We start from the raw sequence: 17587 nt of genomic DNA, 5'->3' as shown, positions 1-17587 counted from the left end.
GGCCGTGGGCGCCGGCGGCGCACCGGCGCGCGCCCGGCTGACCCGGCGCGGCCGCCTCCTGGCCGACGCGGTGGTGCGCGACCTGACGAGCTGAGGGAGAGCGGTTCTCCCGGCCTGCGGGAGCGTCCCGTGTGCCCGACATCGATTGTTTGCTCCGGCGGCTCGCGGGTCGCTACGTTGTGCGAGTTCATACGGTGAGGGGCGGCTCCGCGCCGCCCGGCAAGGGGCACGTGGATGAGTGACACCTCTGGCGGCTGGAACCCGCAGGACCCGTACGGACAGCAGCCCCGGCAGCAACCGTCGCCGCCGTCCCAGGAGCCCGGGCCGTTCGACCCGTACGGGCCCCGGGACCCGTACGGCCGCCCGGCGAACCCCTACGGCCGACCCGACTACGAGCCCTGGCGACCGCCCGTCGGCCCGCCCGCGCCCGTCGGCCCGCCCGCGCCGGACGCCCTGCCCGTGTACCCGGCCGGCCCGGGGACCGGGGACGGCTGGCCCGGCCACGCGCCCGCCGTCCCGCCCGAGCGGGCCGCGCAGCCCCACCAGCCCGCGACCGTCGGCGCCGCGTGGCGCTGGGCGTGGGCCTCGTTCGGCCGGAGCTGGGGCCGCTGGGTGGTGCTGACGCTGCTGGTCGGTGGCGCGCAGCTGGCCGTAGGGCTGGTGTTCAGCCCGTCCACGCTCGACGCGTTCCGCAACGCGGGCGACCCGGCAGCCGTCGCCGCCGCGCAGGCCGCGGGGCAGACCGTCGACGCCAAGGCGCTCGCCGCCACCGGCACGGCCATCGGGTTCCTGTTCCAGGCGCTCCTGTACGCCGGGGCCGTCGCCGCGACCTACCGGCACCAGGTCGCCGTGCGCGACTACTTCGTGCTGCGCGGGTTCGGCGGCCTGCTCTGCTACGCGCTGATCGCCGGGGCGCTCGGCTTCGTCGGCACCGCCGTCCCGATGGTGGGCTGGCTCGTGCAGGTCGTGTTCGTCCTGCTTCTGCTGCCCGTGCCGTACCTCCTGCTCGACGGCGCCGGCCTCGGGGCCGCCTTCGGCCGGGGCATCGGCCTCGTGCTCGGCCACCTGCCCGCGGCCCTGGGGGTCTACGCGATCGGCGCGGGGCTGGTCGTGGCGTCGGTCGTCACGTGCGGGCTCGGGCTGATCGTCGCGGTGCCCGTGATGCTGCTCCTGGGGGCGTACCTGGTCCAGCGGTGGACGGACCGGCCGGTGTACCCGGCCACGGAGAGGTGAATAACGCTTCGGTAATGTGACGTGCGACGATGCGGAGAAAGGGTGAAGGTGGAGGTCGGACAGCCCGGACCAGCCCTAGGGAGCGCACATGACCGAGAACACCCCCCAGAACCCGTACGAGCCGGGGGCCGGTGGCCCGACGCCGGCTGCCGGAGGTCCCACCCCTCCGCCCGGTGACGCGACGCCGCCGCCGAGCGGGTCGCAGCCGCCCGCGTACGGCGGTGCGTCCGAGCCGCCCGCGTACGGCGGTGCGGGGCAGCCCCCGGCCTACGGCGGACCGGGGGAGCAGTACGGCACGCAGCCCGCCGGGTCGTTCCAGGTGGGCGAGGCGCTCGGCTTCGGCTGGCGGAGGTTCACCGGCAACTGGCTCTTCTGGGTGCTGTTCTCGCTGCTGATGGGGGTCGTGAGCGTCATCTTCAACGGGCCGTCCGCCAGCGACGTCCAGGAGTTCAACGAGGCGGCCATGCGCGGCGACATCACGCCCGGCGCGGCGGCAGGGGTCTCGGCGGGCAGCTCGACGCTGCAGATCATCGGCTACCTCGTGACCTCCGTGCTCTCGGCGCTCGGCATCAACGCGGCACTGCGCGAGGTCGGCGGCGAGAAGGCGACCTGGGGCACCCTCTTCAAGGTCAACAGCTACGGGATGATCCTCCTGACGGCGCTCCTGCTGTTCGCGGCCAGCTTCGTCGGCCTGCTCGCGTGCCTCGTCGGCGTCCTCGTCGTCGCCATCTTCTCGGTCTTCACCTACCACAACGTGGTCGACCGCAACCTCAACGCCTGGGCGGCCCTGACCACCTCGTTCCGCCAGGTGGGGCAGAACTTCGGGTCGGTCTTCCTCCTCGAGCTCGCCGTGCTCGGCATCACCATCCTCGGCGCGATCGCCTGCCTGGTCGGGCTGCTGGTCGCCTCCCCGCTGTGCACCCTGGCGGTGGCGTACGCCTACCGGCGCATCGCGGGCGGGCCGGTCGCCGCGGCCTGACGCCGGGCACCACGCCTGCGAACGACGACGCACCCGTCACCGGTCGAGCCGGTGGCGGGTGCGTCGTCGTGTCAGCGTCGGTCGACCCGACTACCTCGCGGGGTGACTACCTCGCCAGGTGACTACCTCGCTGGGTGACTACCTCGGCGGGGTGGGTTACTTGATGAAGCGGATGTTGACCGGGTAGCGGTACGGCTCGCCGCGGTTGTTGGCGACCGCCGCGAGGATCTGGAACACGATCACCGCGACGAACACGAGGTACACGATGCTGCCGAACCCGAACGTGACCAGGGTGATCAGCAGCGCGGCCACGTGCGCGACGACCACCGTGATCTGGAAGTTCAGCGACTCCTTCGCCTCCTGGTCCACGAACCGGCTGCGCTCGCGGAACACGAGCCAGATCACCAGCGGTGCGATGAAGCCGGCGACGAACGGGACGATCTGGGCGAGCACGCCCCACAGCCGCTCGTCCGACGGGTTCAGCGGCTGCGGCTGGTACGGCACGCCGGACTGCGGGTGGGCGGTGTAGGGGCCGGGCTGCGGCTGCGGCTGCGGCTGCGGCTGCTGGGGCGCCGGCGGCTGCTGCGGGTTCTCTGACATGTGCCCCACCGTAGAGGTTCTACCTCACGAGACGGTCACGAAATCGATCAGTTCCTCCACCCGGCCGAGCAGGGCAGGGTCGAGGTCGCGGTAGTCGCGCACCGACCGGAGGATGCGCTGCCACCCGCGGGCGACGTCGGCCTGCGTCTGCGCAGGCCAGCCCAGGGACCGCAGGATGCCGAGCTTCCACTCGGTGCCGCGGTCGATCGTGGGCCAGCGCTCGAGCCCGAGCCGCTCGGCGCGCACCGCCTGCCACACGTCGACGTAGGGGTGGCCCAGCACGAGCACGGTGCCCTGCGGCACGCCGCGCAGCGCCTCGTCGGCGATGCGCTGCTCCTTGGAGCCCGGCACGAGGTGGTCGACGAGCACGCCGACGCGGCGGTCGGCGTCGGGCCCGAACTCGGCGAGACGCTCGGCGAGGTGGTCCACGCCGTCGAGCATCTCGACGACGACGCCCTCGACCCGCAGGTCGTCGCCCCACACCTTCTCGACGAGCTCGGCGTCGTGCCTGCCCTCGACCCAGATGCGGCTGCCGCGGGCGACGCGTGCCCGCGCGCCGTGCACCGCGACCGACCCGGACGCCGTGCGCGCGGGCCTCGCCGGTGCGGTCGGCGTCACCGGCGCGGTGAGCACGACCGGCTTGCCCTCGACCCAGAACCCCGGCCCGAGCGGGAAGGTGCGCGTGCGGCCACGGCGGTCCTCGAGCACGACGACGTGCATCCCACCCGACTTCTCGACCCGGACCACGGCGCCGACCCAGCCGGTCTGCACCTCCTCGACCACGAGGCCGGGCTCCGCGGCCACCGGCTGGGACGTGGGGCGCCGCCCCCGGTGCGCCCCCGGGAACTCGGGGGAGAGGACGTCGGACCCGTAGCGATCGTCGTTCACCTCTGGAGGGTAGATCGCAGGGCCGCCTCCGTCCGGGTCGCCACGCCCAGCTTGCGGAGGATCGCCGACACGTGCACCGAGGCCGTCTTGGCCGAGATGAACAGCCGTGCGGCGATCTGCCCGTTGGTCAGGCCCTCGGCCACGAGGTCCAGCACCTGACGCTCGCGCGCCGTGAGGGCGTCGAGCCCGTCCGGTGCCGTCCGCCTCGGCGCGGTCGGCACGGCCGCCGCCTGCCCCGACGTCGCCAGCCCGGCCCGCGCGGCCAGCGCCTCGGCCTGCCGGACGACGAGCCGCGCACCGATCCGCTCCGCCTCGCGCGTGGCCGACCCGAGCGCCTGCCGGGCCGCCGTCCGCTCTCCGGCCTCGACCAGCCGCTCGCCCTCGCGCAGCAGCGCGTACGGGCGCAGGTACGCCGGGCCGGGCAGCTCGGCGGCCGCCGTCCAGGACCCGGTGCCCAGCTCGGCCTCGAACACCGCCGACCACACCGGGAACGTGGGCCAGTGGGCGCACGCCGCGAGCGCCGCCCGGTAGGGCGCGTCGTCGACGGCGACGCCTCGTGCGCGCAGGGCGGCCAGCGCCCGGGCGGCGACGGCGAGGCGAGGCAGGTCGTAGACGGGGATGTGGGGTTCGGCGGGGTCGAGCACGCCGGCGACGTGCCCGAGGGCGGCGTGCGGCTCGTCGCGCAGCAGGGCGAGGCTCGCTCGGGTGACGCCGACGCGGGCGCGGATCTGGGTCTCGAGCCTGCCGTAGCGGTCCCAGGTCGCGGCGCGGCGCCGGGCCTCTGCCTGTGCGTGCTCGACGTCGCCCTGCCACAGCGCGAGCCAGGCCCGGCGCTCGGTGAGGTAGACGAGGTAGACGCTGTCGTGCACGAGGGGCAGCGCGCTGTCGTACCAGGCGGCAGCCTGGTCCCACTCGCCGAGCTCGATCCGGGCCTCGACGACGTTGCCCTCGATCATGAGCCGCGACCCCTCGGAGGCGCCGTGCCGCCGGGCCGCTGCGACGCCCTCCTGGGCGATGCGGACGGCGCCGGCCCAGTCGCCGAGGACGATGCGGGCGTCGGACCCGTTGATGTAGTAGCGGCTCAGGCCCTGCCACGCGTCGCCGGCGAGCTCGCGGCCGCGCTCGATCTCCGCGAGCCCGTCGGCGTCGCCGAGCTGGATGCGGCTCACGCCGCGCAGGTTGAGGGCGACGGAGCGCAGCTCGTCGTTGCCGACGGCGGAGGCGGTCTCGTAGGCGGCGGTCGCGGCCTCGATGCCCTCGTGGGACCGGCCGTCGAGCATGGCGCGGCGGGCGCGCAGGACGAGGAGCTGGGCGCGCACGGTGTCGTCGCGGCCGGGCTCGACGAGGGCGAGGGCGCGCTCGACGAGCTCCGGCCCCTCGTCGGACCCGGCGTGGCCGGCGATGAGGGCGGTGTCGGCGAGGACGCGGGCGAGCCCGACGTGGTCGTCGCGGGGCCACTCGGCGACGGCCTCGTGCGCGACGGCGAGGGCACGGCTCGTGCGGGTGGCGCCGCGCAGCGACTCGGCGACGGTGCGGAGCAGCTCGTGGTGGGGCAGGCCGGCGACGGACGCGGGGTCGGGCACCTGCTCCCAGAGCTCGAGGGCGCGCTCGCCCAGGGTGACGGCGGAGGCGGAGGCGGCGCCGTCGGCGGCCGCGTGATGCCCGGTGACGGCGGCGGCGAGCGCCTTGTCGAGGACGCCGGCGCGCCACCAGTGGTCGGCGACGCGGGTCAGGGCGGCGACGGCGCCGGGGGCGGACCGCCCGGGCGTGCTCTGCTCGAGCGCCTCGGCGTACGCGGTGTGCAGGCGCCTGCGCTCGCCGGGCAGCAGCTCGGCGTACACGGCCTCCTGGACGAGGGCGTGCCGGAAGGCGTACCCCGTGCCGGAGGCGACGAGGACCTGGGCGTCGACGGCCTCGCGGGCGGCCTCGTCGGCGTCGTCGACCGGGGCGGGGGCCCCGGCCTGCCGGAGCGTGCGCAGGACGGCGTCGAGCAGGTCGTGCGGCACCGCGGGGCCGCCCGCGGAGACGGCGCGGCACAGCGCCTGCGCGGTGCGGCCGAGGCCCCGGTACCGCAGCAGCAGGATGTCGCGCAGGCTCTCGGGCAGGTCGGTGCCCAGGAAGCCGACGAGCTCCTCGACGTAGAACGGCACGCCCTCGCTGCGGTCGGCGAGGTCGGTCAGCAGGTCGTGGTCGAGGCCCGTGCCGTCGAGCAGGTCCTGCGCCATCTCGCGCACCTGGTCGGCGCCGAGGCGGGTCAGGTCGAGGCGGGTCGTGAGCCGGGCGCGGCCGAGCTCTGCCATGACGGCGCGCAGCGGGTGGGCGCGGCCGACGTCGTCGCTGCGGTAGGTGAGCAGCAGGAGCAGGCCGGGCGGCGCGGTGCGCGCCAGACGGACGGCGGTGGCGCGCGTGAGGTCGTCCGACCAGTGCAGGTCCTCGAGCACGACGACGAGCGGGCCGCGGGCGGCGAGCGTCGCGAGCAGGTCGGTGAGCACCTCGGGCACGCGGTCGGCGCCGGCGTCGCCCGGGGCGAACACCTGGGGTGCCACCGCGGACAGGGCCGAGGCGGCGGGACCTGCCGCGGCGACGGCGGCGTCCTGCCCGGCCGACCGCACCACGCCCTGGAGCAGGCCGGCGAGGGCGGCGTAGGGGACGGGGCCGGAGCCGGAGTCGGCGCACTGGCCGACGAGCAGGGTCGCGCCGTCGGCCCGGGCGGTGAGCTCGTCGAGCAGACGGGTCTTGCCGATGCCCGCCTCACCCGCGACCACGACGGTGCGGCCGGCGCCGCCGCGGACGTCGTCGAGGGCGTCGGCCAGCGTGGCGAGCTCCTGCCGCGCCCGCTCGAGCCGCGGGCGGTCGCCGGGCCTGCGGGCGAGCAGCCGCAGCAGCACGGGTCCGAGCTCCCCCGCGCGCTCGGGCGGGCGCACGTCCTGCGTGACGGTCTTCCACAGCAGGGCGTGCGCGTTGTCGTCGCCGAACGGGGTGGTGCCCTCGACCGCGTGGTACAGCGTCGCGCCCAGCGACCAGACGTCGGCGGCCTCGGTGAACCGGCCGCCCTTGGCCACCTCGGGGGCGAGGTAGCCCGGTGTGCCGGTGAGGGCGCCGGTCGCCGTGACCGTCTCCTCGTCGTGCAGGGGGCGGGAGATGCCGAAGTCCGCGAGCTTGGCGAACCCGTCGTCGGTGACGAGCACGTTGGCGGGCTTCACGTCGCGGTGGAGGATGCCGTGGGCGTGCACGGCGGCCAGCCCGCCCGCGAGCTGCGCGCCGTACCGGGCGGCCGCGGCGGGGGACAGGGATCGCGTCTCGGCGAGCGTCCGGCCGGCGACGTACTCCATGACGACCCAGACCTCGCCGGCGTCGTCGACCACGTCGTGCACCGCGACGACGTGCGGGTGGCTGATGCGGGACAGGCTGCGGGCCTCGCGCCGGACGCGCTCGGCGCCGCCCTCGTCGCCGTCGTGGCGGGTGCGCTTGAGCGCGACGGGCCGCTCGTGGAGGCGGAGGTCGGCGGCGCGCCACACCTCGCCGTGGCCGCCCGCGCCCAGCCGTTCCTCGAGCCGGTAGCGCTCACCGATGATCTGCCCCGCGCGCACCTGTCGCCTCCCCCTCGGATGACACGCCGCCCCGCGTCTGCGCGAGCGGCGCTGTGCGGGAACGACGGTAGTGCACGCCGGAGCGCCGGAACAGGGTCTTGCGGGACCCCTCCCGCGGGCCCGGGCCGTGCCGGCGCGGCAGCGGGCGTCAGGCCCGGGCGGGCGTGCCCCGGCTCTCGACCACGGCGGAGATCGCCAGGTCGAGGGAGTCGGCGACCTGGGCCGGGTCACCCAGGTAGCCCGCGAGCATGGCGCCGTCGCGCAGCATCATGAGCTCCCCGGCCGCCCGCTCCGCGTCCGGCACGCCCAGCTCGGTGAGCATCTCGGCGAACGTGCGGCGGTACCAGGCCCGGTGCTCGGCGACGACGACGCGCACGGGGCTGGCCGGCTCGGCGTACTCGGCGGCCGCGTTGATGAACGAGCAGCCGCGGAAGCCGGGCTTGCACGCCTCGGCGCCGATCACGTGCGCGAACGTGTGGAACGCCTGTGCCGGGCCGTCCGCGGCGGCGCGCAGCTCGTCGAGCGCGGCACGCTCCCTGGCCGCCTGCCGCTCGAGGTAGGCGACGACGAGCGCGTCCTTGGTGCGGAAGTGCCGGTAGAACGTGACCTTGGTGATGCCGGCCCGCTCGATGATCTTGTCGGCGCTCACGGCGCGGATGCCGTGCGCGTAGAAGAGGTCGGTGGCCGCGTCGAGGATGCGGTCGCGGGTGGAGGGAGGGCTGGTGCTCATCCCGGGGCTCCTGGGTTCGACGGTGGGGGTCTGGTGGTGAGGTCCGACTGGTGGACCCATCAGTGTACCGCGTAGTGGAGTTACCTGTTCGTCTACATGGGTCGGTGGCGGCGCCCAGCGGCGCCGGGGTTCCCACCCGTGCGTCCCGTGGGGGACAATGGAGCCCGTGGTCATCCGGAACGCCCGATTCGTCCCACGCCACCGCTCGGCCTCGGCCGCGACTCTCCTCGTGACCCTCCCGGTGGCATCCGCCCTCGTCCTCGCGGGCTGCACCGTGCCGACGGCCGAGGGCACCGACGGCAGCACAGGGGAGAACTTCCAGGTCAGGGAGCCGTCCGGCCCTGCCCTCGTGCTCGACTCGACCGACCCGGCCGAGCTCGCGCTCACCGCGAGCCAGGCGTTCTTCCACGCCTCTCCCGTCGCGGTCCTCGCCCCGGCCGACGACGCCGACGACCGCGCCACCGCAGCGGCCGCCGGGGCGGCCGTGGCCGCCCCCGTGCTGCTCACCGACGGTGGCGTCTCCGACGCCAACATCGTCGCCGAGCTCGAGCGGCTCGGCGTCGAGACTGTCGTCGCCGTGGGGGACGAGGAGGCCGCTGCCGAGGTCGGACCGGCCACGGGCGAGGCCGACGTCGTGCGGTTCGACCCCGACGCGCTGAGCGCCGCCGCCGAGGCGGCCGCCGGCGGACGGGCGGACGACGCGGACGAGAAGGACGAGAAGGACGCGGACGAGAAGGGCGCGGACGACACGATCCCGCTGCCCACCGCCGACCGCCTCGACGAGGTCGACGTCGACAAGCTGCGCGCCCAGCTTCCCGAGCCGCAGGACCCGGAGCTGCTCCAGGAGATCCTCGTCGCCGTCGACCCGCGGCCCGGCCACGAGGCCGCGATCGGCACGGCCCTCGCCGCGGGTGCCGTCCCGGTCGAGGTGCCGGGCGGCGAGCTCGCCACGAGCCCGCGGACGGTCGAGACCCTCCGGACGCTCAAGCCGCTCGGCGTGGTCGGCATCGGCAGCGGCTTCGGGACGGCGGACGACCTGGGCTGGCAGGTCGAGGTCGCGATGTCCGGGCAGACGCTGCCCGGTGGCGTGCTGCGCCTGTTCCCCGGCCGGTACGTGTCCACCACGTACGTGACCCCCACGTCGTCCTGGGACCGGGCCGCGCACGCCGCGGTGGCGGTGGACGAGGCCGCCGCGGCGGCGGCCGCCTTCGAGGCCACGCCCGTCGTCACGGTCGTGGCGAGCGTGCGGTCGGGCTCCGCGGGCGAGGACGGCGACTTCGTCGCCGAGCAGCCGCTCGAGAACGTCACGGCGGCCGTCGACGCGATCCGGGAGGCGGGGCAGCTCGCGCTGCTCGACGTCGCGCCGGGCAACCAGCCGCTCGCCGCGCAGCTCGACGACCTCGAGCCGCTGCTGACGCGGCCCGGCGTCGGGCTGTCGGTGCACCCGGAGTTCCGCCTGGCGGGTGAGGGGGCCGAGGCGGGCTCCGTGCCCGTGGCCGAGCTGCAGGAGGTGGTCGACCGGCTCGCGCGCCTGGCCACCGAGCACGGCCTCCCGCAGGTGATGCTCGAGGTGCACCAGTCCACGGCCGCCTCCGTGGTGGACCGGGCCCGGCTCGACGTGCCGCCGCAGGTGGCGGTCGTCTTCACGGCGGCAGGCCCCGCCGAGGGCCAGGCGACGGCGGCCGGTGTCTGGGCGGACGTCGCGGGCGACCTCCCCGCGCACACCTACCCGGGCTGGTCCGCCCCGTCCCACCTCCCGGCCGACGCGACGCCCCTGCTCCCGGCCGAACCGCCCGTCGGCCTGGTCTCCGCAGGCTGAACCTGCGAAACTGCGGGCACCACCAGAGCGAAGGGGCCCTAACAATCGTGACTACCGTGAGCAGCGGTGCGGCCGTGGCCGCCGACGCCGTCATCCCCGCACCTGTCGACCTGGAACCGGGCGAGGGGGTGCTCGGCCTCGCCGCCGTCACCCTGCACGCCCCCGACGCGGTCACCGCCCGGCTCGCGGGCGAGCTGCTCGCCGAGGCGGGCGCGGTGGTCGGAGGCCCGGCCGGCACCGCGCCGGCGACCGTCACCCTCGTGACCGATCCCGCCGCCGGCCCCGCCGGGTCGGACAACCCCGAGCGCTACACGCTCACCGTGACGACGGACGGCGTGACGGTCGCGGCGCCGGGACGGGCCGGGCTGCTGCACGGTGTGCGCACCCTCCGCCAGCTCGTCAACGCGCGCCGCGGGCGGCCGGGCGGCGCGGTCGAGGCGGGCGCCGTCGTCGTGCGGGACGAGCCGCGCTACGCGTGGCGCGGCCTGTCGCTCGACGTGGTGCGGCACTGGTTCGGGCCCGACGACCTGCGCGCGGTGGTCGACCTCGTGGGCTCCTACAAGATGAACCGGCTGCACCTGCACCTCACGGACGACCAGGGCTGGCGGCTCGAGATCCCCTCCCGCCCGGCGCTGACCGGGAAGTCCTCGCAGGGCGCTGTCGACGGCGCGCCCGGCGGGTACCTCACGGCCGAGGAGTTCCGCGCGCTGCAGGAGTACGCGGCCGAGCGGGAGATCGTCGTCGTGCCGGAGATCGACGTGCCGGGGCACGTCAACGCGGCGACGCACGCGTACGGCGAGCTCACGCCGTCCGGCGAGCCGACGGACGTGTACGACGGGATCGAGGTCGGCTTCTCGCGGCTGCACCTCGACCTGCCTGCGACCGAGCCGTTCCTGCGTGACGTGCTCACCGACGTCGCCGGCATGACGCTCGGGCCGTGGGTGCACTTCGGCGGCGACGAGGTGCTCGTCATGGGCGCTGCCGAGTACGGCGGGTTCGTGCGCCTGTGCCAGGACGTCCTGCGCGGTGCGGGCAAGACGCCCGTCGCGTGGCAGGAGGCGGCGGGCTCGGCCCACGGGGACCAGGACGCCGTCGCGGCGCTGGGCGGCGACGCGGCGCAGGAGGCCGCGGACGACGAGCCCTCCGTGCGCCCGGGCACCGTGCTGCAGTACTGGGACACGCGGCCGGACCCCGCGCCGCTCGTGCGGGCCGCGCACGCGGGCGCCCGGTTCGTGATGTCCCCGGCGGACCGCGCCTACCTCGACATGAAGTACACCCCCGACCACCCGCTCGGCCTGGAGTGGGCGGCGTTCGTCGAGCTGCGCGACTCCTACGAGTGGGACCCGGCGCGCCTCGTCACCGGGCTGCCGGAGTCCGCGATCGAGGGCGTCTCGGCGGCCGTGTGGACGGAGACCCTGGCCAACCGGGCCGACCTGTTCTCCATGCTGCTGCCCCGGCTGGCCGCGGTCGCCGAGACGGCGTGGTCGCGGCCGGACGCCAAGGACTGGGAGTCGTTCCGGGCCCGTGTCGCGGTCGAGGCGGCGGCGTGGCGCCGCGAGGGCGCGGTCTACCACCCGACGCCGCAGGTCGACTGGTGACCCGCGCGGCGGGCGCGGGGCGGGGTCAGTCCGCCCCGCGCGCCGCCAGCGCCGCCGCGTAGAGCTCGCGCTTGGCGACCCCCGTGGCCTCGGCGACCTCGGCGACGGCGGTCTTGAGTCGCTCGCCCGCCGTCACGCGGTCGAGCACCTCGCCGACGACGTCGTCCACGCTCGCCTCGGTGGCGGGCGCGCCGCCCACGACGACGCAGATCTCGCCGCGGAGCTGCTCGTCGGCCGCTCGCCGGGCCAGCTCGGCGAGCGGGCCGCGCAGCACCTCCTCGTAGGTCTTGGTGAGCTCGCGTGCGACGGCGGCGGGGCGCTCGGCGCCGAACGCGTCGGCCATCGCCTCGAGCGTGGCCGCGATGCGGTGCGGGGCCTCGAAGAACACCATGGTGCGCGGCTCGCCGGCCACGGCGGCCAGCGTCCTCGCGCGGTCGCCCGGCTTGCGGGGGAGGAACCCCTCGAACGTGAACCGGTCGGTCGGCAGGCCGGACAGCGCGAGCGCCGTGAGCACGGCGCTGGGCCCGGGCGCGGCGGTGACGCGCAGCCCGCGCTCGATCGCGCGTTCCACGACGCGGTACCCGGGATCGGAGACCGACGGCATGCCCGCGTCCGTCACGACCACGACGGTGCCGCCACCGGCCACGACGTCGAGCAGCTCGTCGGCGCGGGCCGTCTCGTTGTGCTCGTGGTAGCTCGTGACGGTGCCGCGCACCTGGACGCCGAGCCGGGCGGCGAGGGCGTGCAGGCGCCGGGTGTCCTCCGCCGCGACGACGTCGGCACCGGCCAGCAGGCGGACCAGGCGGGGCGAGGCGTCCTCGGCGTTGCCGATCGGGGTGGCGGCCAGGACGAGGGATCCGGCTTCGGGCGCTGGCCCGGGGGCCGGGGACGAGTCGGTCATGAAGCACAGGGTCCCACGCTCTATGCTGGCCCGGTGTCTCAGCAGCCTGACGCCACAGGAGCGCCCCTGCCCGGTGGGCAGCCCGAGGTGCAGCAGGTGGTGCCGGGGACGTACGGGGCGCACCTGCGCCGCGCGGCGGTGAGCACCGGGTCGTTCCCCGCCGTCGGCCGGCCCGAGGCGCCGCCCGAGCCGCCGGTGCGCGAGCGGCTGCTGCGCGACCTGCTGGGGGAGCGGCGGCTCGCGCTGGGCCGCACGGTGTCCGACCGGGTGTGGGGCGTGCTCGGTGCGCTGCTCGTGACCGCGGTGGCGGCCGGTGCGCGCCTGTGGGAGCTGGCCCGCCCGGGCTCCCTCGTCTTCGACGAGACGTACTACGTCAAGGAGGGCTGGTCGCTGGCCAGCCTGGGCTGGGAGGCCGCCTGGCCCGAGGAGCCCAACCCGGCGTTCGAGGCGGGCGACGTCAGCTCGTACGACACGGCAGAGGCCGAGTACGTGGTGCACCCGCCCGTCGGCAAGTGGATGATCGCGCTCGGGATGCGCCTCCTGGGCGGCGCGCAGGACCCGGCGGCGTGGCGCATCGCGAGCGCCGTGATCGGCATCCTCGCGGTGTTCCTCCTGGTGCGGATCGCGCGCAGGCTGTTCGCCTCGACCGCGCTGGGCCTCGTGGCGGGCCTGCTGCTGGCCGTCGACGGCGAGGCGATCGTGCACTCGCGGACGGGCCTGCTGGACCAGTTCCTCATGTTCTGGGTGCTGGTCGGGTTCGGTTGTCTCGTGCTGGACCGCGAGGGGGCGCGGCGCCGGCTGGCCGACCGGGTGGCGCAGATCGTGGAGGCGGGCGGTGCGGTCGGGCGGTACGGCCCGCGCCTGGGCTTCCGGTGGTGGCGGCTGGCCGCCGCGGTGTCGCTGGGCCTGGCGTGCGGGGTGAAGTGGTCGGGCCTGTACTTCGTGGCGGCGTTCGGGCTGCTGACGGTGGTGTGGGACTTCACGGCGCGCCGGACGGCGGGTGTCGAGCGCTGGTGGGAGGACGCGCTGGTGGTGGACGCCGTGCCCGCGGCCGTCCTGGTGCTGCCGACGGTGCTCGCGGTGTACGTCGCGTCGTGGTCGGCGTGGTTCGCGCACCCCATGTCGTACATGCGCACCTGGGCGGAGTCCAACGGCGTGGCGCCGCCGGGCTGGTGGCCGGGGGGCTGGGCCACGGAGGTGTGGCAGGCCGGCCGGTCGCTGTGGGAGTACCACACCACGATGTGGGCCTTCCACAACGGGCTGGACCAGCCGCACAACTACGCGTCGCACCCGCTGGGCTGGATCGTGCAGTGGCGCCCGACGTCCTTCTACTGGGAGAAGTACGCGCCCGGCCAGGGGCCCTGCCCCGCCGACGCCGCGGGTGACTGCGCGACGGCGGTGACGTCGCTCGGCAACCCGCTGATCTGGTGGCTCGGCGCCGTGGCGATCCCGATCGTGCTGGTGCTGGCCCTGCGGTACCGCGACTGGCGCGGGGCGGCGGTCCTGGCCGGGATCGCGGCGGGCTGGCTGCCCTGGTTCCTGTACGCGTGGCCGCTCGGCGACCGCACCATCTTCACGTTCTACTCGATCGTGTTCACGCCGTTCGTGGTGCTGACCCTGACGTACCTGCTCGCCCTGGGGGTCGAGCGGACGCCGCGCCGCAGCGGGGACCGGCGCGTGGTGGTGTGGCTCGCGGCCGTGCTGCTGGTCGTGGTCGTGGGTGTGAGCGTGCTCTACTACCCGATCTGGACGGCGATGCCGGTGCCGTACGAGTACTGGCAGCGCCTCATGCTGCTGCCGAGCTGGATCTAGCGGCCGGGTCCGGCACCGCCCTCAGAGGGCGGAGCTGTCCAGCAGCCCGACGTCGGCGGCCCGCAGCTCGCGCTCCGCGATCTCGCCCTGCTCGGGCGACACGGGCACGGTGAGGTCGGTCAGCACGCGGGCGCCGAGGCCGGTGCGGCGGGCGTCGAGTGCGGTGTGCTTGACGCAGTGCGACTCGACGAGCCCGACGACGTCGACGTCCGTGACGCCGTCCTCCGCGAGGATCGAGGCCAGGTCGCGGCCCCGCTCGTCGGCGCCCTCGAAGCCGGAGTACCCGTGGGCGTACTGCCCCTTCTTGATCCGGGCGTCGGGCCGCAGGCCGGCGAGCGCGGGGTGGAGCTCGGCGCCCGGCGTGCCCGCGACGCCGTGCCGCGGCCACGACGTCACGAAGTCCGGCTCGTCGCTGAAGTGCTCGCCGGGGTCGATGTGCCAGTCCTGCGTGGTGACCACGAGGGCGTAGCGGTCCCGGTGGGCGGCCGCGTAGGCGGCGACCCGGTGGGCGACGGCGTTCGCGCCCTCGGTCGGGAGCTCACCGCCCTCGCAGAACGTGGGCTGCACGTCGACGACGACGAGGGCGCGGCGGACGGGCTGTGACGCGGTGCTGCTCATGCCTTCATTCTGCGGCCTGTCACCACACCCGCCGGAGAATTCCGCTCGCAGCGTGGCTCTAGGATTGGTGGCGACAGTCCTGTCCCGAAGAACTCCCGACCAATTGGAGCATCCAGCGATGGCTCGCCACCTCGTCACCAGTGCGCTTCCGTACATCAACGGCATCAAGCACCTGGGGAACATGGTCGGGTCGATGCTCCCGGCCGACGTCTACTCGCGGTACCTGCGCCAGCGCGGCCACGAGGTGCTGTACATCTGCGCCACCGACGAGCACGGCACGCCCGCGGAGCTCGCGGCCGCGAAGGCCGGCCTGCCGGTCGCCGAGTTCTGCGCGCAGGCGCACGAGACGCAGAAGGCCGTCTACGAGGGGTTCGGGCTCACGTTCGACCACTTCGGCCGCAGCTCCTCGCAGCAGAACGCCGAGATCACGCAGCACTTCGCCCGCCGCCTGCACGAGAACGGGTTCATCGAGGAGCGCGCCATCCGGCAGGTGTACTCGCCGGTCGACGGCCGCTTCCTGCCGGACCGCTACGTCGAGGGCACGTGCCCCCACTGCGGCTACGACAAGGCGCGCGGCGACCAGTGCGAGAACTGCACCCGCGTGCTGGACCCGACCGACCTGATCGACCCGCGCTCGGCGATCAGCGGCTCGACCGACCTCGAGGTGCGCGAGACGAAGCACCTGTTCCTGCTGCAGTCGAAGCTGCAGGGCGAGGTCGAGGCCTGGATCGACGAGAACAGCAAGGAGTGGCCGCTGCTGTCCACGTCGATCGCGCGCAAGTGGCTCTCCGAGGGCCTGCACGACCGCGCGATCACGCGCGACCTCGAGTGGGGCGTGCCCGTCCCGGCCGACACGTGGCCCGAGCTGGCCGCGGAGGGCAAGGTCTTCTACGTCTGGTTCGACGCCCCGATCGAGTACATCGGCGCCACCAAGGAGTGGGCCGACGCCGCGCCCGACGGCGAGGCCAGGGACTGGAAGTCCTGGTGGTACGAGGCGGACGACGTGCGCTACACGCAGTTCATGGCCAAGGACAACGTCCCCTTCCACACGGTGATGTTCCCCGCCACGCAGCTCGGCGTGCGCGAGCCGTGGACGATGGTCGACTTCGTCAAGGGCTTCAGCTGGCTGACCTACTACGGCGGCAAGTTCTCGACGTCGCAGCAGCGCGGCGTGTTCACCGACGCGGCGCTGGAGATCCTGCCCGCCGACTTCTGGCGGTACCAGCTCGTCGCGAACGCGCCGGAGTCCGACGACGCCTCGTTCACGTGGGAGCAGTTCGCCGGCACGGTGAACAAGGACCTCGCGGACACGCTCGGCAACTTCGTCAACCGCGTCCTGACGTTCTCGGCGAAGCGGTTCGGCGAGACGGTCCCGGCCGGTGGCGAGCCGGGCGAGGCCGAGGTGCGGCTGGGCGCGGAGGTCGCGCGTGGGCTGGCCGAGCTCGAGGAGCACATGGAGGCCCTCCAGCTCCGCAAGGCGGCGGCCGCGCTGCGCGCCCTGTGGGCCGCGGGCAACGCGTACCTCGTGGAGAAGGAGCCCTGGAAGCAGATCAAGACGGACCAGGACGCCGCCGCGCTCACCCTGCGCACGGCGATGAACCTGATCCGGCTGTACGCCGTGGTCTCCGAGCCGTTCATCCCGGCCACCGCGGCGACGCTGCGCGGCGTGTTCGCGCTCGAGGGCGACTCCGCCACGTGGGTCACCCCCGAGGAGGCGGCGGCGCTCGACACGCTGCCCGCCGGGACCGCGTTCACCGTGCCGCCGGTCCTGTTCGCCAAGATCAGCGACGAGGACCTCGAGGCGTACCGCGAGCGGTTCGGCGCGGGCCCCGCGGCCTGACCGATGGCGAGGCGCACGCGCGAGCGCGGCTTCCCGGCCGACCCGGAGCCGCTGCCCGTCCCGGTGGTGGACAACCACACCCACCTCGACCACATCGCGGCGGTGCTGCCGCCCGCGGCCCCCGGCGGCGAGCCGGCCGGACAGGCCTGGCCGCCGTCGGTGGCCGACCACCTGGCCCGGGCGGCCGCCGCAGGGGTGGACCGCGTGGTGCAGGTCGGGTGCGACCTGCCGTCGGCGCGGTGGACCGTCGACCTGCTCGCCCGGCCGGGCAGCGAGGGCGTCGTCGGGGCCCTCGCCATCCACCCCAACGAGGCGACGCTGCACGCGGGCGTCCGCGAGGTGGGGCCGGACGGCCTGGAGCCCGAGCCGGGCGAGCACCACGCGGTGCCCCTGGACGACGCGGTGGCGGAGATCGCCGACCTGGCCCGCGGCACCGACCGGGTCCGCGCGATCGGCGAGACCGGGATGGACCTGTTCCGCACGGGGCCGCGCGGCGAGCGCGCGCAGCGCGAGGCGTTCCGCGCGCACGTCGCGCTCGCCAAGGAGCTGGACCTCGCGCTGCAGATCCACGACCGCGACGCCCACGCCCAGGTCATCGAGATCCTGCTCGCCGACGGCGCGCCCGAGCGCACCGTCTTCCACTGCTACAGCGGCGACGCCGACATGGCGAAGGTGTGCGCGGAGCACGGGTGGTACCTGTCGTTCGCCGGGCCGGTGACGTTCAAGGCCAACGACCACCTGCGCCAGGCCCTCGACGTCGCACCGCGCGAGCTGCTGCTCGTCGAGACCGACGCGCCCTACCTCACGCCGCACCCCTTCCGCGGGCAGCCGAACGCCCCGTTCGCGGTGGCCCACACCGTGCGCGCCATGGCCGACCACCTGGGCGCCGACCTGGCCACGCTGTGCGCCGACCTGTCCGCCACGGCGGAGCGCGTCTACGGGACCTGGTGAGCCGGCCACCAGGGGCGGCAAGAAAGCA

Annotated in this window: 13 protein-coding genes; 7 read left to right on the top strand and 6 right to left on the bottom strand. The window is 75.1% G+C overall.

Annotated elements, in window-relative coordinates:
- The first annotated feature begins 234 nt into the window (after nt 1–234).
- Nucleotides 235–1233: a hypothetical protein gene (locus HLB15_RS09660; protein ID WP_171105083.1), complete on the top strand. Its 999-nt coding sequence runs from the start codon at nt 235–237 to the stop codon at nt 1231–1233.
- A gap of 88 nt (nt 1234–1321) precedes the next feature.
- The gene (locus HLB15_RS09655) at nt 1322–2212 is read left to right on the top strand and encodes a DUF2189 domain-containing protein (RefSeq protein ID WP_171105082.1); all 891 of its coding nucleotides are present in this window, start codon (nt 1322–1324) and stop codon (nt 2210–2212) included.
- 156 nt (nt 2213–2368) lie between these two features.
- Here HLB15_RS09655 and HLB15_RS09650 read toward each other — a convergent pair whose 3' ends face one another.
- The 4 genes from HLB15_RS09650 to HLB15_RS09635 form a co-directional block, all read right to left on the bottom strand.
- A complete protein-coding gene (locus HLB15_RS09650; protein ID WP_171105081.1) occupies nt 2369–2812 on the bottom strand; it encodes a DUF4870 domain-containing protein in 444 nt (147 codons plus the stop codon).
- A 24-nt stretch (nt 2813–2836) separates the two neighbouring features.
- On the bottom strand, nt 2837–3700 hold the full coding sequence (locus tag HLB15_RS09645; protein ID WP_171105080.1) for a DUF3097 domain-containing protein: 864 nt from the start codon (nt 3698–3700) through the stop codon (nt 2837–2839).
- On the bottom strand, nt 3697–7290 hold the full coding sequence (locus tag HLB15_RS24780) for a protein kinase domain-containing protein (RefSeq protein WP_171105079.1): 3594 nt from the start codon (nt 7288–7290) through the stop codon (nt 3697–3699). Before HLB15_RS24780 ends, HLB15_RS09645 begins: the two co-directional genes overlap by 4 nt.
- A gap of 148 nt (nt 7291–7438) precedes the next feature.
- Entirely contained in the window at nt 7439–8020 is a 582-nt protein-coding gene (locus HLB15_RS09635; RefSeq protein WP_171105078.1) for a TetR/AcrR family transcriptional regulator, read from the bottom strand.
- Nucleotides 8021–8249: 229 nt separating this feature from the next.
- Between HLB15_RS09635 and HLB15_RS09630 the strand changes: the two genes are divergently transcribed.
- Both HLB15_RS09630 and HLB15_RS09625 read left to right on the top strand, forming a co-directional pair.
- On the top strand, nt 8250–9839 hold the full coding sequence (locus HLB15_RS09630; protein WP_171105077.1) for a hypothetical protein: 1590 nt from the start codon (nt 8250–8252) through the stop codon (nt 9837–9839).
- 47 nt (nt 9840–9886) lie between these two features.
- Nucleotides 9887–11437, top strand: a complete 1551-nt coding sequence (locus HLB15_RS09625) for a beta-N-acetylhexosaminidase (protein WP_171105076.1) — start codon at nt 9887–9889, stop codon at nt 11435–11437.
- Between the two features lie 25 nt (nt 11438–11462).
- Here the strand turns inward: HLB15_RS09625 and rsmI are convergent, their stop codons facing one another.
- On the bottom strand, nt 11463–12338 hold the full coding sequence (rsmI, locus tag HLB15_RS09620) for a 16S rRNA (cytidine(1402)-2'-O)-methyltransferase (protein WP_171105075.1): 876 nt from the start codon (nt 12336–12338) through the stop codon (nt 11463–11465).
- 33 nt (nt 12339–12371) lie between these two features.
- Here rsmI and HLB15_RS09615 point away from each other — a divergent pair, with 33 nt between their 5' ends.
- The gene (locus HLB15_RS09615) at nt 12372–14150 is read left to right on the top strand and encodes a dolichyl-phosphate-mannose--protein mannosyltransferase (protein WP_229785544.1); all 1779 of its coding nucleotides are present in this window, start codon (nt 12372–12374) and stop codon (nt 14148–14150) included.
- Nucleotides 14151–14171: 21 nt separating this feature from the next.
- Here the strand turns inward: HLB15_RS09615 and HLB15_RS09610 are convergent, their stop codons facing one another.
- On the bottom strand, nt 14172–14768 hold the full coding sequence (locus HLB15_RS09610; RefSeq protein WP_171105074.1) for an isochorismatase family protein: 597 nt from the start codon (nt 14766–14768) through the stop codon (nt 14172–14174).
- A gap of 118 nt (nt 14769–14886) precedes the next feature.
- Between HLB15_RS09610 and metG the strand changes: the two genes are divergently transcribed.
- Nucleotides 14887–16608, top strand: a complete 1722-nt coding sequence (gene metG, locus HLB15_RS09605; RefSeq protein WP_171105073.1) for a methionine--tRNA ligase — start codon at nt 14887–14889, stop codon at nt 16606–16608.
- Between the two features lie 3 nt (nt 16609–16611).
- Nucleotides 16612–17559 (top strand): TatD family hydrolase, encoded by a 948-nt coding sequence (locus HLB15_RS09600; protein ID WP_171105072.1) that lies wholly within the window; start codon nt 16612–16614, stop codon nt 17557–17559.
- The last annotated feature ends 28 nt before the right edge of the window (nt 17560–17587 follow it).

Origin of the sequence: Promicromonospora citrea (genome assembly GCF_013004695.1) — a bacterium.
GTDB classification, from domain to species: domain Bacteria; phylum Actinomycetota; class Actinomycetes; order Actinomycetales; family Cellulomonadaceae; genus Promicromonospora; species Promicromonospora citrea.
Note: the sequence above shows the minus strand (reverse complement) of the source record. Positions and strands in the feature narration are given on the sequence as shown.

Bases quoted from the DNA above. Each gene is read 5' to 3' on its own strand.
- HLB15_RS09660 (WP_171105083.1), top strand. From the start codon at position 235: ATGAGTGACACCTCTGGCGGCTGGAACCCGCAGGACCCGTACGGACAG.
- HLB15_RS09655 (WP_171105082.1), top strand. From the start codon at position 1,322: ATGACCGAGAACACCCCCCAGAACCCGTACGAGCCGGGGGCCGGTGGC.
- HLB15_RS09650 (WP_171105081.1), bottom strand. From the start codon at position 2,812: ATGTCAGAGAACCCGCAGCAGCCGCCGGCGCCCCAGCAGCCGCAGCCG.
- HLB15_RS09635 (WP_171105078.1), bottom strand. From the start codon at position 8,020: ATGAGCACCAGCCCTCCCTCCACCCGCGACCGCATCCTCGACGCGGCC.
- rsmI (WP_171105075.1), bottom strand. From the start codon at position 12,338: ATGACCGACTCGTCCCCGGCCCCCGGGCCAGCGCCCGAAGCCGGATCC.
- HLB15_RS09610 (WP_171105074.1), bottom strand. From the start codon at position 14,768: ATGAGCAGCACCGCGTCACAGCCCGTCCGCCGCGCCCTCGTCGTCGTC.
- metG (WP_171105073.1), top strand. From the start codon at position 14,887: ATGGCTCGCCACCTCGTCACCAGTGCGCTTCCGTACATCAACGGCATC.
- HLB15_RS09600 (WP_171105072.1), top strand. From the start codon at position 16,612: ATGGCGAGGCGCACGCGCGAGCGCGGCTTCCCGGCCGACCCGGAGCCG.